Raw genomic sequence first — 23,292 nt, 5'->3', positions numbered from 1 at the left:
AGTACCTTTGTAGCCCATAAAGTTTAACCTAACTTATGGCTACGAAATATATTTTTGTTACTGGCGGGGTAACCTCCTCCCTCGGAAAAGGCATCATATCCGCATCTCTTGCTAAGTTGCTGCAGGCAAGGGGTTTCTCTGTAACCATCCAAAAATTTGACCCTTACATCAACATTGACCCGGGCACGCTGAACCCTTACGAGCATGGCGAGTGCTTTGTAACCGAGGATGGCGCCGAAACCGACCTGGACCTGGGCCACTACGAGCGTTTCCTGAACGTGCCTACATCGCAGGCGAACAACGTGACTACCGGCCGCATTTACCACCACGTCATCACGCAGGAGCGCGAGGGAGCGTACCTGGGCAAGACGGTGCAGGTGGTGCCGCACATCACGGACGAGATAAAGCGCCGCATGCTGCTGCTGGGCCAGACCGGGGAGTACGACATCGTGATTACGGAAATCGGTGGCTGTGTGGGGGATATTGAGTCGTTGCCGTTCATCGAGGCCGTGCGCCAGCTGCGCTGGGAGCTGGGCGTGCATGAGTCGTGCGTGGTGCACCTGACGCTGGTGCCTTACCTGAAAGCGGCCGGCGAGCTGAAGACGAAGCCAACGCAGCACTCGGTTCGCGACCTTTCGGAGGCCGGCGTGCAGCCTGATATACTGGTTTGCCGCACAGAGCACCCTATCCCGGCAGACCTGCGCAAGAAAATAGCCCTCTTCTGCAACGTGAAGCAGAACTCAGTGATCGAGTCGATTGACGCGGAGACGATTTATGACGTGCCCTTGCTGATGCGCAAGGAGAAGCTGGACGAGCGCGTGATCGCCAAACTGAAGCTGCCGCACCGGGCCGATCCGAACCTGGATACCTGGAAAGAATTCCTGGGCCGCCTGAAGAACCCTACCTCTGAGGTAAATATTGCCCTGGTTGGCAAGTATGTGGAGCTTCCGGATGCGTATAAATCTATTATAGAGTCATTTGTGCATGCTGGCGCTGCCAACGAGTGCAAAGTCAACATCAAGTGGTTCCAGTCTGAGAACATCTCCGATGAGAACGTGACAGGCTTGCTGCAAGGCATGGATGCCGTGCTGGTGGCCCCAGGCTTCGGCGAGCGCGGCTTCAAGGGAAAGCTGGAGGCGATACGCTTCGTTCGGGAAAAAGGCATCCCATTCCTGGGCATCTGCCTGGGCATGCAGTGCGCTGCGGTGGAGTTTGCCCGCAACGTGCTGAAACTGGACGGTGCCGCCTCTACTGAAATGGATGCCGACACGCCGCACCCGGTCATCGATATGATGGAAGACCAGAAACAAATTACGCAAATGGGCGGCACCATGCGCCTGGGAGCCTACACTTGTGAACTAAAAAAAGGCTCCAGGGCTTATTCTATTTACGGCAAGGCTAAAATTTCAGAGCGCCACCGCCACCGTTACGAGTTCAACAACAAGTACCTGCAGGCCTTTGAGGAGGCGGGCATGGTAGCCACAGGCATTAACCCGGAAACAGGGTTGGTAGAAATCATTGAGCTGCAGAACCACCCATGGTTTGTGGCAGCGCAGTATCACCCTGAGCTGAAGAGCACGGTGTTGAACCCTCACCCGCTCTTCGTCAAGTTCGTGAAGGCGGCCATTAACTATGCTAAATCTAAATAAGCGCAATACACACAACACAACAAAAGAGTAAATGGACAGAAATCAAGCGATTGGCTTTGGACTGATTGCCGTGCTACTGCTGGCGTACTCGTTCTTTTTCGGGAGTACGGAGCAACCAGCGCAGCAGGCAGTGCAGGAAACAGCCAAAGTAGAGCAGCTGCAAGCCCCTGCCGCTCCGGAAACAGAAGACTCGGTGGCACAGGCCCGCAGAGTAGCAGCGCTGGGCACGTTTGGCGCAGCCGCTACCGGCCAGGCCAGCACCACCATCCTGGAGAACGGCAACATCCGTGTTAGCCTGAACACCAAAGGCGGACAGGTGGAGGAAGTGCTGCTGAAAAACTATAAGACGTACCAGGGCGAGCCACTTGTCCTGTTCGATAGCGAGAGCAGCAACACCGACGTTGCCTTCACGACAAAAGACGGCCGGAAAGTGCAGCTCTCCGACCTGTACTTCACCGCCTCGGAGGTAAAGGAAGTAACTGCTGATGGCAAGGCCGGCAAGACCATCTCCTTCCGGGCCAACCTCGGCAACGGCCAGTACATCGACCAGGTGTACACGCTCTACGACGAGAACTTTATGCTGGGCTACCGGCTGGCTTTTGAGGGCCTGGAGCAACAGGTGGCAGGCGAGCAGCTGATTTTTACCTGGAACGACCGGTTGAAGCAGCTGGAGCGCGACCTGAAGCAGAACAGAGCAAAGTCTACCATCAACTTCGCCACTGTGGAGGAAGGGTTTGACCACCTTTCCATCTCAGAGGAGAAAGAAACCATGTCGCTGGACGAGCCGGTGAAGTGGGTGGCCAACAAGCAGAACTTCTTTACGGCCGGCATCATCGCCGGCAGCCAGTTCTCCGGCGCCCGCATGACCTCCTCAGTAGACCCGGCTGACACTACCGTGGTTAAGACAATGGCTTCTGAGATGTTCATACCTGCCAAGGAGGTAGTAAGCGGCGAAGGCGCTGAGTTCATGTTCTACTTCGGCCCGAACGATTACAAGATCCTCAAGCACATCGGACACGATTTCGACAAGAACCTGGACCTGGGCTGGGGTATTTTCTCCTATGTAAACAAGTGGGTGATAATCCCGGCCTTCGACTTCCTGGAGAACTTCATCGGCAACTATGGCATTATCATCATCCTGCTGGTGCTCTACATCAAGACCATCCTCTTCCCACTCACCTACAAGTCATACTTGTCGATGGCGAAGATGAAGGTGCTGAAGCCGGAGATTGACGCCATCAAGGAGCGCAACGAGGGCGACATGCAGAAGACGCAGATGGAGACCATGAAGCTGTACCAGGAGATGGGTGTGAACCCGCTGAGCGGCTGTATCCCTATGCTGCTGCAGATCCCTATTCTGTTCGCGATGTTCAACTTCTTCCCGAACTCTATTGAGCTGCGCCAGGAGGCTTTCCTTTGGGCGGATGACCTCTCAACTTACGACGTGTTCATGCGCCTGCCGTTCACCATCCCGTTCTATGGCGACCACGTAAGTATGTTCACGCTGCTGATGACGGCTTCCACCATACTTTATACCTGGTCTAACAACCAGATCAACACCTCTATGCAGGGCCCGATGAAGTTTTACAGCTACCTGATGCCTGTGATCTTCATGTTCGTACTGAACTCCTTCCCTGCCGGCCTTTCGTTCTACTACTTTGTGTCCAACATCGTGACCTTCGGCCAGCAGGCTGCTATCCGTTACTTTGTGGATGAGTCTAAGATCAGGACCAAGCTGGAGGACAACAAGCACAAGATTAAGGAGAAAAAGGCAAAAGGCGGCCCATCGTTTACAGAGCGTATGCAGGAGGCGATGCGTCAGGCACAAGACCGTGAGCAGCAAAAGCGCAACAAAGCCAAGAAATAAGCCCCTTGCTTCGACTAAAAAAAGCCTTTCCTAAACCGGAAAGGTTTTTTTTTGCCCCTGCCTTGTCCAACAACATCTATCAAAATTCGTGCTGCACACCTGTGATTTATACTTCAGGCGGCTTACGTGCGTATGTATACTATATATGAAGAAACACATCAAACGACTGACCCCGTACTTGCTCTTGCTGCTGCTGGCAAGCTGCCAGGAGCGCACAGAGCAGGAAAAGGGCTTGGCTGGCACACACCCGAAGCTGGCCGAAGACCTGGCCCAGGACTCGCTAACGGTTCCTTACAGCGACAGCAGCAAAGACAAAGACCTGTACAACCGCTACCTGATTACTACCGAACAGTACAGGAACAGCGGCAGTTATGATGTCAGCGACATGTACCGTGGCAACCTGGCACCGCTGGACGAAAGCAGCCATAACGATGCCCGCACCTACCGCACCATGCTTCGAAAAGGATTAGAGGAAGGGGTAAACTTTGCCAGGAAGTACACAGTGGTCAGCATCGGCTGCGGCACCGGCTGCCAGCAGCATCTTGTAGTGGACCGCGAAACCGGAAAAGTACTGGACAAAGTGCAGAGCAGCATGGGGGCCAGCTACAGCGCCGACAGCCGCCTGTTCATCATCAACCCACCCGACTCTGCCGTGAATTACGAAGCATGCAACAGCTGCACCCCGGAGGCTTATGAGTTTATTGGCGGGAAATTTCGTAAACTGGAGCAGGAACAGAACTAAAAGAAGCATGCAGCAGCCTCTGCCCTTATACTTGTTGATCGCCATCACCCTGCTCGGAACCGCAGTCTTAAGCAACTGCGCCACTGGCAGTGCGCAAAGCAGCCATCGGCAGGGGCCGCCGCAAAAGCTGCTGCTTTTCCAGAAAACTCCCTGCTACGGCACCTGCCCCACCTACAACGCCACCTTTTACAGCGACGGCACCGTGCTTTACGAGGGCTTCCGCTATGTACCCGTGCAGGACACGCTCCGCCTGCAGCTCTCGGAGAAGCAGCTAAAGCAAGTAGAAGCTACCCTTCAGGGCCTGGATTATACTGCGCTAGATAACAGTTATTTATCGCCTTACACAGATCTGCCTTCCTCCTACCTCACCTTCTATAAGCAAGGCAAGGAGGTGAAGCGGGTGAAGCACCAGCAGGGCGGGCCGGAGAAGCTACAGCAGGTCATCAAGCAGTTGCACGAGCTGGTCATCCCGTTGGTGGAGGCAGAGGCGCCGGAGAAGCAATAACCCATTGGGTGCTGTGCGCACCTCAAAAGTATTGCTTATACTTGCGCGTTACAACATCATTACCCAACATGAAGCACTACCCTGTCCGACTGCTGCTCCTGCTCTGCCTTGGCTTCTTTTCGGTTGCATGCCAGGCACAAAGCGCAGCCAACATTGTACCCAAACCGCAACAAGTAACACCGTTGCGCCTGAAACCTGTAAAGCTGACGGGCAAGAGCCACATTTACTACGATGCCACTTTTGTGCAGCAGGCGTCCTACCTAAAGGATTTGTTGAAGGCACAAACCGGCCTAGACCTGGCACTTAGCACGTTACCGAACAGTACATCCTTGCCAGAAGGCATCGTGCTACTCCATGACTCTGTGGCAGCCACCCGCCCTGAGATGTATGTGCTGCACTCCGGAAACGGAACCGTGAAATTACAGGCACGCGATAAGAACGGCATCGTGTACGGCATCCAAACCTTATTGCAGCTCTTGCCCCTAAAGCAGAAAAACCGGCTAAGCGTGGAGGCAGTTGAGATAAAAGATTACCCACAGTACGCCTACAGGGGGATGCACCTGGATGTGAGCCGCCACATCTTCCCACTGGCGTTCATCAAAAAGTATATAGATTACCTGGCCTTCCACAAGTTCAACAACTTCCACTGGCACCTGACCGACGACCAGGGCTGGCGCATCGAGATCAAGAGTTACCCGAAGCTTAACACCGTTGGCTCCTGGCGCGAGGCCACGCTTATCGGCCATTTTAAGGACGAGCCCGCCCGCTACGACTCCACCCGCTACGGTGGCTACTACACCCAGGATGAAATCCGCGAAGTGATTGCCTATGCCGCACAGCGGGGAATCAACATCATTCCAGAGATTGACATACCCGGTCACAGCCGCGCCACCATAGCCGCTTACCCGGAGTTTAGCACACACCCCGACACCACCTGGAACGTGGCTACCACCTGGGGCATGTACAACCGCCAGAACAACGTGCTGGCGCCGAGGCCGGAGACCTTCCAGTTCCTGCAAACTGTTTTTGAGGAAGTGGCCGACCTGTTCCCCTCCCCATACATCCACATCGGGGGAGACGAGTGCAGCAAGATGTGGTGGAAAGCCAGCCCTCAGGCACAGGAGTTCATCAAGACGCACAACCTAAAAGACGAGAAAGGCCTGCAGACCTACTTTATCGAGCAGGTGTCCGATTACCTGTCCGCTAAAAACAAAAAGGTTATTGGCTGGCATGAGATCCTGGAAGGAGACCTTGACTCCACTGCCATCGTCATGAACTGGTCCGACAGTAAAAACGGGGCAAATGCAGCCCTGCGCGGGCACCACGTGATCATGACGCCCGGCAAGCCAATGTACTTTGACCATTACCAGTCGCAGGACCCGAACGATAGCCTTGCCATCCACGGCTTTAACCCCCTGGATGCCGTGTACAACTTCAATCCTATGCCGGACGAGCTTCAGGGCAAACCGGAGAGCCGGTACATCATGGGGGCACAGGCCAATGTATGGACTGAGTACATAGGCTCGCCCGCCAAAGTAGAGTACATGGTCTTCCCGAGGATGACGGCCCTCAGCGAGGTACTGTGGTCTGACCCGCAGCAGAAGGATTACGAGAACTTTAAGCGCAGGCTGAAGAAAAATATCATTCCAAGGTATGAGCGCTGGGGAGCAGCCTACTTTAAGAAGTATGAGGACTGGACCACAGACAGCAAAAAAGAGCTGGCCCAATAACCAGCAAGAAGAAAAGAGCCGGAGCAGCAACTCCGGCTTTTTTATGCACTGCCCTGAAATGCTGCCCACCACTGATCAGTGGCCGTTCGCAATAGTTTAAGCCAGGTTCGCCAACAATACTCACCCTGCCGATAGCTTGGCTATGTTCCGTAAAAGCGGGAAAAAACTAACTACTCCGTGGGTACGCCGTAGGACTTACTAGGGATGAGAGACGAAATCTCCATCGGAAAAACTATATTCTAATATGGTTATAAACTATGAAAAAAGCTAAATCAGAAGATAAAGTACTAAAATCAGAATTTGAGCAGCACTACCGTAACACCAGCTCTGCTGCCGGAGTGGGGACTCCTCACGAGCCCTTGGCCCAGCGCGAAGGAGGAACTATTCCGGTGATAGAGGAACAGGTGCAGATCGGGAAAAAAGAGGTGGAAACAGCCAAAGTGCACATCTCCAAGCGGGTGCACGAAGAGTTGAAAGACGTAGACATCCCGGCGATGCATGAAGAGGTGGAGGTGGAACGGGTGGCCATGAATAAGATTGTGGAGGAAGCCCCGCCCCCAGTGCGCTACGAGGGCGATAAAATGATCATCTCCGTGCTGAAAGAAGAAGTGGTAGTGCAAAAGAAACTAGTGCTGGTAGAGGAGCTACACGTGACGAAGAAGCAGGTGGAAACTCACCGCACAGAAAAGATGCCGCTCCGCAAGGAGGAGGTGACGATTGAGCGGGTGAAACCACACCCAAACAACTCCAAGCAGGCCTAAACGCTAGGTTTGCCTTTATTTTTCACACTAAATAAATTTTATAAACTATGAAACAACAAACAGTAGTAGGAATATTCGACTATGGCGTAGACGCCCAAATGGCTGCGCAGCAACTAGAGAAAGCAGGTATCCCAAGCAATAAAATCGACGTGGCCGTGCATGGTGCCCGAGACAAATCAGGCGGCCACACACCGCAGCCCACAGCAGATAGAGACAACGATAGCCGCGTAGGCAATTTTTTCAATTCACTTTTAGGAAACCGTAACGAGTCGGCGATGTATTCTGAGGCAGCACGCAATGGCTCTGTAGTGACAGTGCACACTACCTCAGAGGAAGAATCCCGTAAAGTTTGCCAGATTCTGGACAAGGCTGGTGCCATAGACGTGAACGAGCGTGCAAGCCAGCAACGCGGCATGGCCTCCTCCAGCAAAGGTAACTGGACAGACTCTAAGGCCTCCATTCCTGTGGTAGAGGAAAACCTGAATGTTGGCAAGCGCGAGGTAGAGACCGGCGGCGTGAGAATACGCAGCCGCATTATTGAGCGCCCGGTAGAGGAAAACCTGCGCCTGCGGGAGGAACATGTAAATGTGGAACGTAGGCCAGTGAACCGCCCTGCCAATGAGCGTGACCTGCAGACCTTCAAGGATGGTGAGAAGACCATGACCGAGCATGCTGAGATCCCTATGGTGAACAAGGAAGCACGCGTAGTGGAGGAAGTAAGGCTAAACAAGGAAACCACTGAGCACACAGAGAAAATCCAGGACAAGGTGCGCAAGCAGGATGTAGAGGTAGATAAACTGAACCCGCGAAACGAGCGGCCAAACCCAACACAGCCTGACAAGGACACCGATCGACCCTAGACTTTGATTCTTTAGACAGCAAACATAAAGGCGCTAACTATAAATAGTTAGCGCCTTTATTTTACATCTTTACTTTAGCCTCCGACAAAGATTTAGAGGCGGAAACTTGCCCCTTCTAGCGCAAACGCTAGCCTATACTAAGCATCATGATTATGCGTTACCTGTAAAGCAGCAACTACAAACTCCGCCCCTACTCATGCCTTTCTTTCCTGCCCTGCCTGAGGCAAAAAAGGAATAGCCAAAACACGGCATTAACACGAATAAAAAACCTACAGTAATGTGGATAAATAAAGGATAACTGCCGTGGAACGTTCCGATAAAAGTGGCCAGAAAAGTGTATCTTTGTAGAAGTTTAAATTATCTTGCATAGCTATAGAAAAGCTAATTCTGATAAAATTATGAAAATAACGTACTACGGCCAGTCTTGCTTTTTATTCGAAATCGGAGAGAGTCGCGTGTTGTTCGACCCCTTCATCTCCCCTAACGAGTTAGCATCCAGCATCAACGTAGACGATATCAAAGCTGACTATATCCTGCTTTCGCACGGGCACCAGGACCACGTGCACGACGCGGAGCAGATTGCACGGAATAACAACAGCAACATTGTGGCTAACTTCGAGATCGTACAATGGTATGGCGCCAAAGGTATGGAGAACCTGCACCCGATGAACACTGGCGGTAAGGTTACACTGCCTTTCGGCACAGTGAAGATGGTGAACGCTGTTCATTCCAGTTCCCTGCCCGATGGCTCGTATGGCGGAACTGCCGCAGGATTCGTGGTGGAGACAGAGGACACGACGTTCTATTATGCCGGAGACACAGCCCTGACCTACGACATGAAGCTGATACCGGAGCAGTTCGATGTGGATTTTGCCTTGCTGCCGATTGGCGATAACTTCACCATGGACATCCACGATGCCATGATAGCCGCCGACTTTGTGCAGGTAGACAAGGTGATTGGAATGCACTTTGACACCTTCCCTTACATTAAGATCGACAAGGAGGAGGTTTTGGAAGTGGCGCAGATGGCAGATAAGGAACTTATTTTAATGGAGATAGGTCAAACTATTGAACTATAAGTATAGCATGGGAAAAATTATTGCGGTTGCCAACCAGAAAGGTGGCGTAGGCAAAACCACTACGGCCATTAACCTTGCAGCAAGCCTGGCAGCCCTGGAATATAAAACGCTTTTGGTGGATGCCGACCCGCAGGCAAATGCTACCTCCGGCCTGGGGTTTGACCCGGCCACTATTACCAGCAGCATTTACGAGTGCATGGTAGAGGACGTGAAGGCTGAGGAGATCGTGCTGCAGTCGCCTAACATTGAGTTTCTGGACCTGATCCCCTCGCACATCGACCTGGTTGGTGCCGAGGTGGAGATGATCAACATGCCTAACCGCGAGGAGAAGATGCGCGAGGCGCTGAAGGACCTGAAGCAGAAGTATGATTACATTATCATCGACTGCTCCCCTTCGCTGGGCCTGATCACAGTGAACTCCCTTACCGCCGCCGATTCCGTGGTGATCCCGGTGCAGTGCGAGTATTTTGCACTCGAAGGCCTGGGCAAGCTCCTGAACACGATCAAGATCATCCAGTCGCGCCTGAACACGGAGTTGGCCATTGAGGGAATCCTGCTGACCATGTATGACGTGCGCCTGCGCCTGAGCAACCAGGTGGTGGAAGAGGTGAAGACGCACTTCCAGCAAATGGTGTTCGACACCATCATTCCGCGTAACGTGAAGCTGAGCGAGTCTCCGAGCTTTGGCATTCCTGCCCTGCTGCACGACGCCGACAGCAAAGGTGCCCTGAGCTACCTGAACCTGGCGCGCGAGATTGCAGAGAAGAACAGCGTAGCGCTGGCTTAACAACAATTACGAGAGTACATGTCTGATAACAAGAATTCTGCAGCGAAACGTAAAGGCGGCCTCGGCCGCGGCCTTGGCTCTCTTCTGGAGGGCAACAAGTATACCGGCAAAACTGAGTCATCCACTACAAACGACGTTAATACCATCGCAGACATAGCCATTGACCACATACAGACCAACCCTTACCAGCCCCGCACCCATTTTGACCAGGCGGCGCTGGAAGAGTTGGCAGAGTCTATTAAAGTACAGGGCATCATTCAGCCCATCACGGTAAGGCAGCTGGGCCCGAACAGCTACCAGTTGATATCGGGTGAGCGCCGCTACCAGGCCTCCAAGATTGCCGGCCTTACCGTTATACCTGCCTACATCCGCAAGGCAGACGACCAGCAGATGCTGGAGATGGCCCTGATCGAGAACATTCAGCGCGAGAACCTGAATGCCATCGAGATCGCCCTCTCCTACCAGCGCCTGCTCACAGAGTGCAGCCTGAAGCAGGAGGAACTAGGCGACCGCGTGGGCAAAAAGCGCACGACCGTTACCAACTACCTGCGCCTGCTCAAGCTCCCACCGGATATCCAGATCGCCCTGCGCGACAACGTGATCAGCATGGGGCATGCCCGCGCCCTCATCAACATCGACACTATTGAGCAGCAGCTGGATGTGTTCAAGGAGGTGGTGGCCAAGGAGCTGTCGGTGCGGAAGGTGGAGGAGCTGGTGCGCAACCTGCAGAACGCGAAGAAAAAGCCGGATGCGCAACAAAAACTGCAGTTCAACAAGTATGAGGAGGAGCTGAAAACAGTGGAGAGCAAGCTTACCTCTCAGTTCGGCACCAAGATACAGGTAAAGGCCAACAACGATGGCAAGGGCGAGATCAAAATCCCGTTTGTGTCGGTGGATGAATTAAACCGTATCCTGGAAATACTAAACTACTAAGGCGAATGAAGCTGAAAGTGAGCGCGGCGGCATGGCTTGTGGGCATGGTCTTATACTTTGCCCCGGTACAAACCCAGGGGCAGGTCATAACCGCTGGCCCCGACTCGGTGCGTGTGCCGCTTACTCCCGTTGCCGATACCGCCGCAGCTGAACGCAAAGGTTTCTTTTTGAGCACGTGGGACAGACCAGCCAAAGCCGCTCTCTTCGCGGCGGTACTTCCCGGCGCAGGGCAGATTTATAACAAATCTTACTGGAAGCTGCCGATCGTGTACGGCACTGGCGCTGTGCTAACCTACTTCTTCATCGACAACAACAACAACTACCAGGATTACCGGAAGGCCCTGCTGCAGCGAACAGACGGTGACCCCAGTACGGTAGACAAGTATGCCAATAACCCAGACTACCCTTCTTTAAATGTGCAGTACGGCCGGGATGCCGAGAGCAACCTGCGCTACCGCCGCGATTATTACCGCCGCAACCGCGACCTGACGGTAATTCTTTCTGCGGCAGCCTATGCCTTGCAGATCGCAGAGGCCTATGTGCATGCCCACCTGAAGGAGTTTGACGTGGGGGAAGAACTGGCACTGCGCGTGCAGCCAAATCTGATGCATCTCCAGTCACAACCAGGCAGCTATACCCCCGGCGTGTCTCTAACACTATTCACACGTTTCAGCAAATGAGAATTCTTTTGATAGGCTACGGCAAAATGGGCAAAACCATTGAGCAGACAGCCATGGCCAAAGGCCACCAGATCGTCGGCAAAATCACCCACAGCAACGCCCACGAACTACAAAACTATACGGCTGCCAACACCGACGTAGCCATAGAGTTCACGCACCCCGACTCCGCCTTCGGCAACATCACCTATTGCCTGAAAAACGGCATCCCGGTTGTGTCCGGCTCTACCGGCTGGCTGGACAAGTATGAGGAAGCCAAAGCGCTCTGCGCTGAAAATAATGGGGCTTTCTTTTACGCCTCCAACTTTAGCGTGGGCGTGAACCTGTTCTTCCATTTTAACGAGTACATCGCCAGTAAAATGAAGGACTACCATGAGTATGGTGTGGCCATACGCGAGGTGCACCACCTGCAGAAGGTAGACAAGCCAAGCGGCACAGGCATCACAACGGCCGAAGGTATACTGGCCAGCTATAAAGATTTAAGCGGCTGGGTTAGCGATAATCCCGAAGAAAAAACTAAATTAAACATCGCTTCGGAGCGAGAGCCAGAGGTAGTAGGCACACATATTGTTACCTATGCCTCCGAAGTGGATACCCTTGAGTTAGGACACATTGCCCACACCCGTGCCGGTTTTGCAGATGGCGCCGTGATGGCCGCCTCGTGGCTGCAAGGCCGCCAAGGTGTGTACGGCATGAAGGACATGCTGAACCTGTAACCCATAGCTTAGCAGATGAACGTAAAATTTTGGGAAAAGAAGCCCGAGACGAAGGAGCCTAAGAAAAAGAAAAGTTTTGCCCGCGAGTGGGGCGATGCCATTCTTTTCGCCGTAATTGCCGCCAGCCTTATCCGCTGGGCTACTTTCGAGGCTTACACGATTCCTACCCCATCCATGGAGAAGTCCTTGCTGGTCGGCGACTTCCTCTTTGTGAGCAAATTGCATTATGGCCCGCGCACCCCCATGACGCCGCTGCAGGTGCCGCTCACGCACCAGACCATCTGGGGAACCAACATCCCCTCCTACTCCGATGCCATACAGCTGCCTTCTTACCGCCTGCCGGGCTTTTCCGAAGTAAAGCGCAATGACGTGGTGGTTTTTAACTATCCGCCAGAGGATGAGCACCCCGCTGACCTGCGCACCAACTACATCAAGCGAGCCATTGGCATGCCCGGCGACTCGCTGGAGATCCGGGACGCACAGGTGCTAATCGATGGCCAGGCCATTGAGAACCCGGAAGAGATGCAGTTTAAGTACGTGGTTATTCCCACCATGCAGCTTTCCGACAAGTTCTTCCAGGACCGCGACATCAGGCTAAGCGAGGTGCAGATGTTTGACAACGGGTATGTGATAGACATAACCCCTGCAATGGCCGAGGAAATCTCCAAGCTGGACTTCATTAAGGAGGTGATCATGTACAAAGGCACCGCAGGTGAGGCTGAAGCTGGCGTTTTCCCGCACGTGCCAAGCAAGTATAAGTGGAACAAGGACTTCTACGGTCCCATCTATATACCACAGGAAGGCGCCACGGTGGCTATTACACCGGAGTCCTTGCCGTTTTATGAGCGTGTGATCCTGGAGTATGAGCACAACGAAAACGCGGAAGTGCGTGATGGCAAGCTCTACCTTGACGGGCAGGAGGTGAAGGAGTATACCTTTAAGCAGAACTACTACTTTATGATGGGCGACAACCGCCATAATTCCCTCGACTCGCGCTACTGGGGCTTTGTACCGGCAGACCACATTGTAGGAAAGGCCGTGATGATCTGGATGTCGACCAATCCGGAAGGCAGCATGTTCAGCAAGGTTCGCTGGAACCGCCTCTTCAACATCATCGACTAAACGCTTTCACAGGAAGTATAAAATAACAAAGCCAGCCTCTCAAGGGCTGGCTTTGTTATTTTATACTTCCTGTGCTTGGATAGCCTCGCTTACCCTGCGTCTCCTGCCCCAGCTTTTAGTCCAATAAAAACTCACCCTATATTGCTAAATCTCATTTTTATAGATAACACAGAAGAAAATACAGTGCAACTCTCATTGCAAGTATACATGAGCCTATATATTTGCAACATCTAAATATTAAAACCTTTTTATTTATGAACAAACTTAAACTCCTTACGCTTTTCTTCGCCTCCCTTTCCCTGCTGACACTGGTTAGCTGTGATAAAGATGATGACCAGGATTTATCAAAAACTGAAATGCTCACCGGAGGTGAATGGACTGGTAACCAGGTTTACTCCGGGGGCGTTAACGTCACCACGCAAGTAGAAGCGCTTCTTGAAAGTGACATAAGCAGTGCAAAGTTCAACTTCGCGAAAGACGGCTCTTACACCATAAAGTTTGACGGAAATACCATATCTTCTGGTGATTGGCAATTTGGCAGTAGTGAGAAAACCATTGTGCTTGATGAAGGGACAGAAGATGAAAACACCTATACGGTAAACAAGCTTACTCCCTCTGATTTGTACTTAGAAGGTGATCTTCCGGTTGACGAAGAAGGCTTCATGACAATTGAAGGAGAGATCCGATTGAAACGATAAAGTTCTTCCTCATATCAGAAACAGCAAAGGCTCCTACCTATAGGAGCCTTTGCTGTTTCTGAAACGCATCTTTTATCGTAGCAGGCGTAAACCTTTCAGCCATTTATACTTATAACAAGAAAATACTTATGTATATCTCTATGCACAAATTTAAACTCCTGAATTTAATATTTGCGGCCATGTGTATGGTAGCCTTCACGAGCTGCAAAGACGATGACGACGATGTATCGCCGAACGTATCGCTGCTAACAAATGGCGAATGGACTGGTAATGCGGTCTATTATCTAGGTCAAGACGTTTCAGCCGAGTATGAAGAACAAACGGGGATGGATATTTTGCAATACACCTCCCTATTTAATAGAGACGGCACTTACTCGGACCAATATGCTGGTGCCCCATTAGTAGATGGAACCTGGGAATATGGCAACGATGAAAGGGTCATCATATTCGATGAAGGAACACGAAATGAGTATACCGTAGTTATCTCAAAGTTGGAGGAGAACGAGCTATGGTACCTGCAGGGCGGAATCGAATACAGGTTTACGAGGCAGTAAAACAGCGAAGGCTCCCAAATTTCGGGAGCCTTCGCTGTTTCGACTAACACATGCTTACTTCAGCACAGCCAGGGTAGCGCCGTCGCCGCCACGTTCCTCGGCTTCGTTACCCAGGCTGGCCACCTCCGGAACTGAGTACAGGTAATCGCGCACCACCTGGCGCAGCACCCCGTTGCCGCGGCCGTGTATGATCTTGATCTCCGGAATACCGAGCATCAGCGCCTCGTCGGTAAAGTTCATCACTTTCGTGAGGGCATTCTCGGCATACTCGCCGCGGATATCGAGCGTACTGGTAAAGTCAGCCATGCGTTGCGTCATGTTCATGCCACGGCTGTAGCCACCAACGTTGCTTTCTGCTTTAGCTTTTTTCTGCTTGGCCACCTGCCCCTCTACCCGCTCCAGGTTGTTTACCTTCACAATGGTCTTGAGACCTCCGAAAAGCACTTCCGCGGTTTTACCTTTTATACTTACCACCTGCCCGATCGAGTCCTGCCCTACCAGCGCCACGTTATCGCCTTCTTTTATACTTCCGTTGGCAATGCGCTTGTGCGCCGGGCGGGGCTCCTCTTTACGCACCTCCTGTGCAAACTCCTCCAGCTCGCGTCTGGCCTCCTTCGTTTTCTCTTTCTCGGCCTGGCTCTGCTTGATCTGCTGGATCGTGGATTCGATCTTCTGGTTTGCATCCTTCAGAAGCAGCTTGGCTTTGCCTTTGGCCTCACGCATAATCTCCTGCTTGCTATCTTCCAGGAAGTTCTTCAGGTCGCTATAATCCTTTACCTGGCGCTTTAGTTTCTCTTCCAGCTTGGCCGCCTCACGTGTCTTCTTCTCCAGCTCCTGCTTCTCCGTCTCCAGCTCTTCCAGCAGACGGTCGTAGCGAATCTTATCCTTACCCACCAGCTTGCTGGCCCTGTCGATAATATGCTTAGGCAGACCGATTTTCTGCGCGATCTCTATAGCAAAGGATGAACCTGGCTTACCGATCTCCAGCTGGTATAGCGGCTGCAGGTGCTTATGGTCGTATCGCATGGCACCGTTCACAATACCCGGTGTGCGCTCGGCATAGTTCTTCAGGTTCGTATAGTGCGTCGTGATGACGCCATACACATGGCTGTCGTTCAGGTTCTGCAGCACCGCCTCGGCAATGGCCCCACCTAGTATAGGCTCCGTACCGGTGCCGAACTCGTCTATCAGCACCAGGCTCCGCTTATCGGCCACCGTAACAAACTTCTTCATGTTGGTCAGGTGCGAGCTATACGTACTCAGGTCGTTCTCTATCGACTGCTCATCCCCAATATCAATAAAGATATCATGGAAGATACCGGCTTCAGAGCCATCCGCGGCCGGAATCAGCAAACCGCACTGCAGCATGTACTGCACCAGGCCCACAGTTTTCAAGCTGACAGACTTACCGCCGGCATTGGGCCCCGAGATAAGCAGGATGCGCTGCTCCCGGTTCAGCTCCAGGTCCATAGGCACCGTAGGCTTATTTGCCTGCTTGTGCGCCAGGTACAGCAGCGGGTGGAAAGCCTGCTTCCAGTTAATGAGAGGGTATTTGTGCAGCGTCGGCTTGCTGGCCTCTATGCGGCGGGCAAACGCCGCCTTGGCACGGATAAAATCCAGCAGCCCCAGGTATTGGTAAGCTTTGCGAAGCTCCGGTATGTGGTGGCGCAAAGTGTTCGTCAGCCCCATCAGGATACGGATCAGCTCGCGATGGTACGCATTCTCCAGGTCCTTGATGTCGTTGTTAAGCTCAAAAATAGACTCTGGTTCGATGTACACCGTTTGGCCCGTGTTCGACTCATCATGGATCAGGCCTTTGATGCGGCGCTTGTGCTCGGCGATAACCGGTATCACCAGGCGGCCGCCACGTATAGTTGGCTCCACGTCTGACGGTGTCCAACCTTCTTTTTTGGCGTGGCGCAAGATAGAGCTGATCGTTTTCCGGAGTACCGCCTGCTGGGCGATCAGCTCCCGCTTCAGGCGCTGCAGCTCCGGAGTGGCATCGTCGCGGACGGCGCCGGCGTCGTCTACCACTTTATCCAAAGCAGCCAGCAGCGAGCGCTCTACGCTCACGTTGGCACCTAATTCTTTCAGTGCCTCGTACTTCCCTTCCTCCGCCTCCGAAATAAAGCGAAGCGAGTCACGGATCGTGCGCAACGACATCTTGATCTCGAAAAACTGCGTCACGTCCAGGTAGGTGCCTTCAATGGCCGCACGGTCAAGAGAGGTGGTCGGGTCATAATAGTGCTGAAGCGGAATCTCAGCGTCCGACTCCAGCAATTGTTTAAATTCGTCTGTCTGTTGCAACAGCCTCTCTACCAGGTCGTGGCGGTTCAGGAATTGCATGCGGTTTACAAAGTTGCGTCCCAGCGGGCTCAGACATAGGTCCAGGAGCATTTCGCGCACTTGTGCAAAGCCGATTTTTATTTCAAAGTTTTCTGGGTAGATCAATGCTTATGGTTTAATTTACTGCAAAATTAGCAATATCTATAACAAGTATGCAGGGCAGTTTTGTTCGTTTTGTTCAATATATGTAGCAGCTGTGGAAAGGATCAGAATTCACTTTCTTTTGGCGCTTTTTATGCCGGCAAATCCTGAAAGCATAGCTTGTCCACACCACCTGTAACCCTTTTGTACTTAACACATTCAACATGATTCTAGACAAACTAACCAACGCCACGCGCTACACTTGCCTACACCCGCTCTTCGAGCAAGCCTTCCGCTACCTGCAGGAGACTGACCTGCTTAACGAGCCAACGGGTGTGCATGAGCTAAACGGGAAGCAGCTGCTTGCGATCGTTTCGGAAGGCAAAGGGATTACAAAGCAGGAGGCGAAGCTGGAGGTACACCGCAAGTATATCGATATCCAGTACATCATCTCCGGCACAGACCACATGGGCTGGAAAGACCTGGCGCTGTGCAGCGAACCAAACGACCCCTATACCGAAGAGCGGGATGCCGCCTTCTTTCCCGACAAGACGGACAACTGGTTCCATGTTCCAACAGGATCCTTCACGATCTTCTATCCCGATGATGCCCACGCTGCCATGGTAACAGAAGAGGTGGTGCGGAAAGTGGTGCTGAAGATCGCAGTGCTGTAGGTAGTGTAGAGGCTTATCAGGGATCTGCAGGTGAAGCCAAGGCTTACTTTAGTTCTCGCTTCCTAACCGGTTGCTCATTAAAGCGAAATAGTACCTAAAAATTCTAAAAATACTGCTTAGCTTCGCGCTCCAATCTCAAGTTAAGCTTAGTAGTTATTAGATGTTTAAGTCTGCAATCGTTGCGCTGGCGCTTTGCTTAGGTGCATTACATGGTTATGGCCAAACCGAGAATGTTGTTTTTGGTCCTGAGCCTATAGAAGGAATCGGTAAAGTTGCTTTGCCCTTCTACAAAATCAACTTCTCAAAAGAGCAGCAGGAACTGCTCCAGGAGAAGGAAATCGAGCTCATATTCTTTATTGATGTAGACGGGACGCCTGTACTGGAAGATGTGAAGGGTATAGACGATGCAGCCATCCTGGACAGCCTGCAGCAGGCCGCCACCAGCGTGCCCATGTTTTATCCTCGTACGGTGAATGGCGTAAAGGAAAGCGCTCTGTACTTTCTCCAGTTCCAGTTGCCCAAGTATGAGACAAAGGAGGTAAGCATACAGCACCAGGGCATCTTTCGAACAAAGTATAAAGAGCCGACCTACGAAGATTTTGAATACATCCACAAGTCCGGCCAAAGGTTAGATGTGCTTCTTGGGCTGACGGGCAACGCTTTCCTTGGCAAGCCAGGAGAGTACCTACACCCAGGCGGCGGCATGAAGGTGGACCTGATGTACACCGGGAAAAAAGGCATTGGCGGCGGCATGGTGATGAGCTTCTACGGCAACAAGCTAAAACAGAGCTACCCCATTAGCTCCAGCAGAGAGCAAAACAGCGCACCTCCAACGCTGCTCTTAGGCCTTGCCGCGAACAAGGCCTTTGCTGTAAAAGACCGTACCGAATTTAAGGCGCAGGTGGAGCTCGCCTACGCGATACAAAACGTGACACCCAAACTGGAAAACGAAGATAAGGACTGGGTACAACTGGAGGGGTTCAGCCCGGGCCTAGTGCTGAGTTATCTTGTCAAGTTGGGCAAAGACAAGCCAAGTATCAACTATGGCACCCCCTCTATCACGAACCATTACCTCAACATCCATGCGGCACTCCGGCCGGTTATCTTTAACCTGAAGCAAGCTACCGGTGTCATGGCAGAGGTAGGCGTGTCGTACAGGCTCAGCAGCCACTTTGTGGATGAGTACCGCCTCAAACCGTAAGGCCATCCGATAGTTTATAAAGACAACCCGTGCTCCTATGGCTAACTTTCAGAACTTTATGCAGCTCGTCTGGTCTGCCGTGAAGGGCAAGGAGCAGGATTATACCACCCTGGGTATCAGGCACAGCGTAATCCTGCTGGCTATCCCCATGATCCTGGAGATGCTGATGGAGTCGCTGTTCGCGGTGGTGGACATTTTCTTTGTGGGCCGGCTGGGCGCCAACGCACTGGCCACCGTGGGGCTGACTGAGTCTATCCTGATGATCATCTACTCGGTGGGCATGGGCATCAGCATTGCGGCAACGGCCATGGTGTCGCGGCGGGTTGGCGAGAAGAATTTCCGCGAGGCTGGTAGCATTACTTTTCAGCTGATCGTGACGGGCGTGGTGCTTTCGCTGCTGATGGGTGGCGTGGCCACCTACTTTGCGGAAGAAACATTGACCCTGATGGGCGCCGCACCGGAGGTCATCAACGAAGGGCTAAGCTACGCCCAGATCATTTTCGCCGGGAATGTGGCCATAATCCTTCTCTTCCTGATCAACGGTGCCTTCCGCGGGGCAGGGCAGCCGCACCTGGCCATGCGGGCGCTCTGGCTTGCCAATGGCGCCAACATCATCCTGGACCCGCTCCTGATCTTCGGCATCGGCAACTGGGAGGGGCTGGGGCTGGCGGGCGCCGCCTGGGCCACCTCCATTGGCAGAAGCCTGGGCGTGGTATATCAGCTCTACCACCTGTTTAATGGCAGGAACATCCTAAAGATCACAAAGGATAACCTGGTGGTAAGCCTCTCCGTGATCTACCGCATCCTGAAATTATCCTCCGGGGGCATGGGGCAATACCTCATCGACTCCGCCAGTTGGATCTTCCTTACCCGCATCATCGCTGAATTCGGAAGCAATGCACTGGCCGCCTACACCATTGCGTTCCGGGTCATCATTTTTACCCTGCTGCCTGCCTGGGGCTTATCGTCGGCGGCCGCTACGCTGGTGGGGCAGAATTTAGGTGCGCTAAAGGCAAAGCGCGCCGAGCTGGCGGTGTGGCTTACGGCCCGCTACAACATGGTGTTTATGGCGTCCGTCACGGTCGTTTACCTGGTCTTTGGCGAGCAGCTGTCGCGCTTATTCACAGACGACCCGGAGGTGATTGGCATTACTGCGGAAGCGCTCCGGATCATCACGCTGGGCTATATCTTCTTTGGGCTGGGCATGGTGATGGTGCAGGCCTTTAATGGCGCCGGCGACACCCGCACCCCTGCCCTCATCAACATCGTGGTGCTGTGGCTGATCGAGATTCCGTTGGCGTACCTGCTGGCCATGCATTTGGGCTTTGCCTCCACAGGTGTGTTTATCGCCATCGCTTTTTGCCACTCCTTCCATGCCCTGGTAAGCTGGCGCCTCTTCCGGCGGGGCACCTGGAAAAAGGTGAGCGTATAACCGTGCTTTACACCCTGCAGCCTTGGGGTTTGGCGGCATTTTACACATTTCTGCTTATACTTGCCTATCCAAAGTATAAGCAGCGTAGCCAAATATGATCAACCTTCTCCGCACCGATTCAGATAACCCCGACTTCCGGGAGCTGGTGGCCCTACTCGACCAGGACCTGCAGCGCCGGGATGGCGACGAGCACGCCTTTTATGCCCAATATAACAAGCTCGACAAGATCCGGCATGTTGTGGTGGCATACCTTGATGGAAAGGCCGTGGGTTGTGGCGCCATTAAGGAATACGAACCGGATACTGCGGAGGTAAAGCGTATGTTTGTGCGGGAACAGCACCGCGGTAGAGGCATTGCCGGCCAGGTGTTGCAGGAGTTGGAGCATTGGGCAAGGGAGCTGGGGTTTGCTGCCTGCATCCTGGAAACAGGTGTAAAACAGCCGGAGGCCATACGGCTCTACCAGAAAAGCGGCTACGGCACCATCGCCAACTACGGGCAGTATGCCCGTGTCGAAAACAGTGTATGTATGCAGAAAACCCTTACCGCGTATACCGCAAAGGCATCAAAAGAAAGAAATGATGAAGTATAATCCACCAGATATAAGGACCGTGGAGGTAACACGCTACGTGACGCCGCTGCGGGAAGGCGGCTCGTTACCTGCCATTGTGGAGGCCGATGACGAGTTCATGTACGTGCTCAAGTTTCGGGGTGCCGGCCAGGGTATCAAAGTGCTGATCGCCGAGCTGTTGGTGGGTGAGATTGCCCGCGCCCTAGGCTTTAAGCTTCCGGAGATTGTTTTTGCCACCCTCGATGAAGCCTTTGGAAGAACAGAGCCGGATGAGGAGATACAGGACCTGCTGCGCGCCAGCGAGGGGCTAAACCTGGCGCTGCACTACCTCTCGGGCGCCATCACCTTCGACCCTGTCGTGACGACGCTCGACGCTCGGCTGGCCTCGCAAATTGTGTGGCTCGATAGCCTGGTGCTGAACGTGGACCGCACCGCCCGCAACACCAACCTGCTCATGTGGAAGAAGGAACTGTGGCTTATAGACCATGGCGCCGCCTTATACTTCCATCACTCCTGGAGTAACTGGGAAGAGCAGGCAAAGCGGCCATTCCCGCAGGTAAAAGACCACGTGCTGCTGCCGCTGGCCACCGAGCTGGACGCCGTGGACGAGGCGTTCCGCACTATACTTACCCCGGAGGTGATACGCGCTATACTTGCCGCCATTCCGGATGCCTGGCTCCTGGAGGCAGAGTCGCCGTTTGCCACGGCCGAGGAGCACCGGCAAGCCTACGCCACGTTTTTAGAGACACGTCTCGCCCATTCTGAAACCTTTGTCAAAGGAGCGCAACATGCCAGAAAAGCACTTATTTGAATACGCCGTCATCCGGGTGGTGCCGCGGGTGGAACGGGAGGAGTTTCTGAATGTGGGCGTTATACTTCTCTGTGCATCGCAGGGCTTTCTGCAGACAAAGTTTGTACTGGATGAAAACCGCCTGCGCGCCCTCTGCCCTGCCATTGACATGGAAGAACTGCAGCAGCGGTTAGGAGCATTCGAGAAAGTGTGCGCCGGCCGGAAAGAAGGCGGGCCCATCGGGCAGCTGGGCACGGCCTCTCGCTTCCGCTGGCTTACGGCCAACCGCAGCACCATCGTGCAGACATCACCGGTGCACCCTGGCCTGTGCCGCAACCCGCAGGAGACCTTGGAAAGGCTGATGCAGCAACTCGTTTTATAGCATCGTGAATCATGTTAACTTTAACAAGACCGAATCAGACTGTTTCTGCTGAGGCACTTATATCGTTCCCTTAACCTTTATTTATGAGATCAACTTTACTATTTGCATTGCTGTTCCTGGCCACCGTCACCACCTCCCTTGCGCAAAAGGCCGACCTTACCAAAAGGCCATCGGCGGCTAAAATTCAGGAGGCAAAAAATATGGCCACCACCATTTTTGCCGACTTGAAGAACGAGCGCCACGACAAGATCGCTGATTTTATGGTCGAGAGCCTGGGCAAAAGCTGGGACTCCTCCACCCGTATCAAGAACAAAAACGATTACAAGGGCAAAATGGAGATCATCAGCATGAGCCCGCCCAACGGTGTGTATGGCGACATGGGCGGCTACGACCTGATTGAGGAGGCGTACCTGCCTGGCAGCGACAGGTACTTCCGCCACACCTACATCACCTACCACGAGGGCAGCAAGCTGGTGTGGGAGTTCCGTTTCTACATCAACAACAAGCAAGAGGTAACCTTGGATTACATCGGCTGGAGCGAGAAGAATCCGTTTGAGTACCTGAGCACTTCAGACATGCTTGTGCCGCGCTACTATAACAATTACTAGAGGCACGAGTTGCTTTACGGTCCCACCCTGTTTGGTTAAAACTAGTATAAACCAATACTGGGTGGGGCTTTTTTGCAAGTATGAGAAACCTTAGATGATATGAGCCTGAAGAAAGAGCTAGCGGACTTCCTGGCCAGGGAGTTTCCGCAGACCAAGGTAACTGTGGAGGAGGTTGCGCCTATGGCAGCCACGGTGCGGCACAAGATCGGTATAAATGAGCTAAGGCCTGGAGGCACTGTGTCCGGCCCGGTGCTGATGGCTGTGGCGGACGTGGCGCTTTATGTGGCGATACTAGGGGAGATTGGCCTGGAGCCGCTCACCGTTACCACTAACCTCAGTATGAACTTTCTGCGGAAGCCGTCAGCGGATAGTGACATTATTGGGGAGTGCCGCCTGCTGAAATTGGGCAAGCGGCTGGCCGTGGGCGAGGTTACCATTTATTCCGAAGGCATGGCAGAACCTGTAGCCCATGCCGTTGGAACCTACTCCATACCTTCCACAAGTAGTAATACTTGAGCTGCAGCACCTAA

General features: G+C 53.1%; 24 protein-coding genes. 23 read left to right on the top strand and 1 reads right to left on the bottom strand.

Annotation, left to right across the window (positions count from 1 at the left end; genetic code table 11):
• The first annotated feature begins 35 nt into the window (after positions 1-35).
• The 15 genes from PXG97_RS00265 (at position 36) to PXG97_RS00195 (ending at position 14,680) form a co-directional block, all read left to right on the top strand.
• Positions 36-1,649 (top strand): CTP synthase, encoded by a 1,614-nt coding sequence (locus PXG97_RS00265; protein WP_276495703.1) that lies wholly within the window; start codon positions 36-38, stop codon positions 1,647-1,649.
• A 31-nt stretch (positions 1,650-1,680) separates the two neighbouring features.
• The gene (gene yidC, locus PXG97_RS00260) at positions 1,681-3,516 is read left to right on the top strand and encodes a membrane protein insertase YidC (RefSeq protein ID WP_276495702.1); all 1,836 of its coding nucleotides are present in this window, start codon (positions 1,681-1,683) and stop codon (positions 3,514-3,516) included.
• 145 nt (positions 3,517-3,661) lie between these two features.
• Positions 3,662-4,258 (top strand): hypothetical protein, encoded by a 597-nt coding sequence (locus tag PXG97_RS00255; protein ID WP_276495701.1) that lies wholly within the window; start codon positions 3,662-3,664, stop codon positions 4,256-4,258.
• A gap of 7 nt (positions 4,259-4,265) precedes the next feature.
• Positions 4,266-4,763, top strand: a complete 498-nt coding sequence (locus tag PXG97_RS00250) for a DUF6438 domain-containing protein (RefSeq protein ID WP_276495700.1) — start codon at positions 4,266-4,268, stop codon at positions 4,761-4,763.
• 68 nt (positions 4,764-4,831) lie between these two features.
• A complete protein-coding gene (locus PXG97_RS00245) occupies positions 4,832-6,493 on the top strand; it encodes a beta-N-acetylhexosaminidase (protein ID WP_276495699.1) in 1,662 nt (553 codons plus the stop codon).
• Positions 6,494-6,750: 257 nt separating this feature from the next.
• Positions 6,751-7,254 (top strand): YsnF/AvaK domain-containing protein, encoded by a 504-nt coding sequence (locus PXG97_RS00240; protein WP_276495698.1) that lies wholly within the window; start codon positions 6,751-6,753, stop codon positions 7,252-7,254.
• Between the two features lie 47 nt (positions 7,255-7,301).
• Positions 7,302-8,114, top strand: coding sequence for a YsnF/AvaK domain-containing protein (locus tag PXG97_RS00235; protein WP_276495697.1), 813 nt, complete (start codon positions 7,302-7,304; stop codon positions 8,112-8,114).
• A 398-nt stretch (positions 8,115-8,512) separates the two neighbouring features.
• Entirely contained in the window at positions 8,513-9,193 is a 681-nt protein-coding gene (locus tag PXG97_RS00230) for a metal-dependent hydrolase (RefSeq protein WP_276495696.1), read from the top strand.
• A 7-nt stretch (positions 9,194-9,200) separates the two neighbouring features.
• The gene (locus tag PXG97_RS00225; RefSeq protein WP_276495695.1) at positions 9,201-9,980 is read left to right on the top strand and encodes a ParA family protein; all 780 of its coding nucleotides are present in this window, start codon (positions 9,201-9,203) and stop codon (positions 9,978-9,980) included.
• Between the two features lie 18 nt (positions 9,981-9,998).
• Complete coding sequence (locus PXG97_RS00220) at positions 9,999-10,913, top strand: ParB/RepB/Spo0J family partition protein (protein ID WP_276495694.1); 915 nt, start codon at positions 9,999-10,001, stop codon at positions 10,911-10,913.
• Positions 10,914-10,918: 5 nt separating this feature from the next.
• Complete coding sequence (locus PXG97_RS00215) at positions 10,919-11,593, top strand: DUF5683 domain-containing protein (RefSeq protein ID WP_276495693.1); 675 nt, start codon at positions 10,919-10,921, stop codon at positions 11,591-11,593.
• The gene (dapB, locus tag PXG97_RS00210) at positions 11,590-12,306 is read left to right on the top strand and encodes a 4-hydroxy-tetrahydrodipicolinate reductase (RefSeq protein ID WP_276495692.1); all 717 of its coding nucleotides are present in this window, start codon (positions 11,590-11,592) and stop codon (positions 12,304-12,306) included. The genes PXG97_RS00215 and dapB overlap by 4 nt, the downstream gene beginning before the upstream one ends.
• A gap of 15 nt (positions 12,307-12,321) precedes the next feature.
• Positions 12,322-13,428 carry a signal peptidase I gene (gene lepB / locus PXG97_RS00205; protein ID WP_276495691.1) on the top strand — a complete coding sequence of 369 codons (1,107 nt, stop codon included), beginning with the start codon at positions 12,322-12,324 and terminating at the stop codon, positions 13,426-13,428.
• Positions 13,429-13,682: 254 nt separating this feature from the next.
• The gene (locus tag PXG97_RS00200; protein WP_276495690.1) at positions 13,683-14,126 is read left to right on the top strand and encodes a hypothetical protein; all 444 of its coding nucleotides are present in this window, start codon (positions 13,683-13,685) and stop codon (positions 14,124-14,126) included.
• A 140-nt stretch (positions 14,127-14,266) separates the two neighbouring features.
• The gene (locus PXG97_RS00195; protein WP_276495689.1) at positions 14,267-14,680 is read left to right on the top strand and encodes a hypothetical protein; all 414 of its coding nucleotides are present in this window, start codon (positions 14,267-14,269) and stop codon (positions 14,678-14,680) included.
• Positions 14,681-14,734: 54 nt separating this feature from the next.
• On the opposite strand, the gene PXG97_RS00190 is transcribed toward PXG97_RS00195, so the two are convergent.
• Positions 14,735-17,131 carry an endonuclease MutS2 gene (locus tag PXG97_RS00190; protein WP_276495688.1) on the bottom strand — a complete coding sequence of 799 codons (2,397 nt, stop codon included), beginning with the start codon at positions 17,129-17,131 and terminating at the stop codon, positions 14,735-14,737.
• 200 nt (positions 17,132-17,331) lie between these two features.
• Between PXG97_RS00190 and PXG97_RS00185 the strand changes: the two genes are divergently transcribed.
• From PXG97_RS00185 to PXG97_RS00150, 8 genes are all read left to right on the top strand, one after another.
• Positions 17,332-17,781: a NanQ anomerase/TabA/YiaL family protein gene (locus tag PXG97_RS00185; protein ID WP_276495687.1), complete on the top strand. Its 450-nt coding sequence runs from the start codon at positions 17,332-17,334 to the stop codon at positions 17,779-17,781.
• A 277-nt stretch (positions 17,782-18,058) separates the two neighbouring features.
• Positions 18,059-18,982: a hypothetical protein gene (locus tag PXG97_RS00180; protein ID WP_276495686.1), complete on the top strand. Its 924-nt coding sequence runs from the start codon at positions 18,059-18,061 to the stop codon at positions 18,980-18,982.
• 37 nt (positions 18,983-19,019) lie between these two features.
• Complete coding sequence (locus PXG97_RS00175; protein WP_276495685.1) at positions 19,020-20,414, top strand: MATE family efflux transporter; 1,395 nt, start codon at positions 19,020-19,022, stop codon at positions 20,412-20,414.
• Between the two features lie 94 nt (positions 20,415-20,508).
• Positions 20,509-21,003, top strand: coding sequence for a GNAT family N-acetyltransferase (locus tag PXG97_RS00170; protein WP_276495684.1), 495 nt, complete (start codon positions 20,509-20,511; stop codon positions 21,001-21,003).
• On the top strand, positions 20,993-21,793 hold the full coding sequence (locus PXG97_RS00165; RefSeq protein WP_276496873.1) for a HipA family kinase: 801 nt from the start codon (positions 20,993-20,995) through the stop codon (positions 21,791-21,793). Before PXG97_RS00170 ends, PXG97_RS00165 begins: the two co-directional genes overlap by 11 nt.
• Positions 21,771-22,154, top strand: a complete 384-nt coding sequence (locus PXG97_RS00160) for a DUF3037 domain-containing protein (protein ID WP_276495683.1) — start codon at positions 21,771-21,773, stop codon at positions 22,152-22,154. Before PXG97_RS00165 ends, PXG97_RS00160 begins: the two co-directional genes overlap by 23 nt.
• An 83-nt stretch (positions 22,155-22,237) precedes the next feature.
• Positions 22,238-22,762, top strand: coding sequence for a hypothetical protein (locus tag PXG97_RS00155; RefSeq protein WP_276495682.1), 525 nt, complete (start codon positions 22,238-22,240; stop codon positions 22,760-22,762).
• A 99-nt stretch (positions 22,763-22,861) separates the two neighbouring features.
• A complete protein-coding gene (locus tag PXG97_RS00150; protein WP_276495681.1) occupies positions 22,862-23,278 on the top strand; it encodes a PaaI family thioesterase in 417 nt (138 codons plus the stop codon).
• Positions 23,279-23,292 lie beyond the last annotated feature (14 nt).

The sequence above is a fragment of the Pontibacter litorisediminis genome, assembly GCF_029360645.1.
GTDB lineage: Bacteria > Bacteroidota > Bacteroidia > Cytophagales > Hymenobacteraceae > Pontibacter > Pontibacter litorisediminis.
Note: the sequence above shows the minus strand (reverse complement) of the source record. Positions and strands in the feature narration are given on the sequence as shown.

Bases quoted from the DNA above. Each gene is read 5' to 3' on its own strand.
- PXG97_RS00220 (WP_276495694.1), top strand. From the start codon at position 9,999: ATGTCTGATAACAAGAATTCTGCAGCGAAACGTAAAGGCGGCCTCGGC.
- PXG97_RS00215 (WP_276495693.1), top strand. From the start codon at position 10,919: ATGAAGCTGAAAGTGAGCGCGGCGGCATGGCTTGTGGGCATGGTCTTA.
- lepB (WP_276495691.1), top strand. From the start codon at position 12,322: ATGAACGTAAAATTTTGGGAAAAGAAGCCCGAGACGAAGGAGCCTAAG.
- PXG97_RS00160 (WP_276495683.1), top strand. From the start codon at position 21,771: ATGCCAGAAAAGCACTTATTTGAATACGCCGTCATCCGGGTGGTGCCG.
- PXG97_RS00185 (WP_276495687.1), top strand. From the start codon at position 17,332: ATGATTCTAGACAAACTAACCAACGCCACGCGCTACACTTGCCTACAC.
- PXG97_RS00230 (WP_276495696.1), top strand. From the start codon at position 8,513: ATGAAAATAACGTACTACGGCCAGTCTTGCTTTTTATTCGAAATCGGA.
- PXG97_RS00250 (WP_276495700.1), top strand. From the start codon at position 4,266: ATGCAGCAGCCTCTGCCCTTATACTTGTTGATCGCCATCACCCTGCTC.
- PXG97_RS00255 (WP_276495701.1), top strand. From the start codon at position 3,662: ATGAAGAAACACATCAAACGACTGACCCCGTACTTGCTCTTGCTGCTG.
- PXG97_RS00170 (WP_276495684.1), top strand. From the start codon at position 20,509: ATGATCAACCTTCTCCGCACCGATTCAGATAACCCCGACTTCCGGGAG.
- PXG97_RS00150 (WP_276495681.1), top strand. From the start codon at position 22,862: ATGAGCCTGAAGAAAGAGCTAGCGGACTTCCTGGCCAGGGAGTTTCCG.
- PXG97_RS00245 (WP_276495699.1), top strand. From the start codon at position 4,832: ATGAAGCACTACCCTGTCCGACTGCTGCTCCTGCTCTGCCTTGGCTTC.
- yidC (WP_276495702.1), top strand. From the start codon at position 1,681: ATGGACAGAAATCAAGCGATTGGCTTTGGACTGATTGCCGTGCTACTG.
- PXG97_RS00240 (WP_276495698.1), top strand. From the start codon at position 6,751: ATGAAAAAAGCTAAATCAGAAGATAAAGTACTAAAATCAGAATTTGAG.
- dapB (WP_276495692.1), top strand. From the start codon at position 11,590: ATGAGAATTCTTTTGATAGGCTACGGCAAAATGGGCAAAACCATTGAG.
- PXG97_RS00200 (WP_276495690.1), top strand. From the start codon at position 13,683: ATGAACAAACTTAAACTCCTTACGCTTTTCTTCGCCTCCCTTTCCCTG.
- PXG97_RS00235 (WP_276495697.1), top strand. From the start codon at position 7,302: ATGAAACAACAAACAGTAGTAGGAATATTCGACTATGGCGTAGACGCC.
- PXG97_RS00175 (WP_276495685.1), top strand. From the start codon at position 19,020: ATGGCTAACTTTCAGAACTTTATGCAGCTCGTCTGGTCTGCCGTGAAG.
- PXG97_RS00165 (WP_276496873.1), top strand. From the start codon at position 20,993: ATGAAGTATAATCCACCAGATATAAGGACCGTGGAGGTAACACGCTAC.
- PXG97_RS00195 (WP_276495689.1), top strand. From the start codon at position 14,267: ATGCACAAATTTAAACTCCTGAATTTAATATTTGCGGCCATGTGTATG.
- PXG97_RS00225 (WP_276495695.1), top strand. From the start codon at position 9,201: ATGGGAAAAATTATTGCGGTTGCCAACCAGAAAGGTGGCGTAGGCAAA.
- PXG97_RS00265 (WP_276495703.1), top strand. From the start codon at position 36: ATGGCTACGAAATATATTTTTGTTACTGGCGGGGTAACCTCCTCCCTC.
- PXG97_RS00155 (WP_276495682.1), top strand. From the start codon at position 22,238: ATGAGATCAACTTTACTATTTGCATTGCTGTTCCTGGCCACCGTCACC.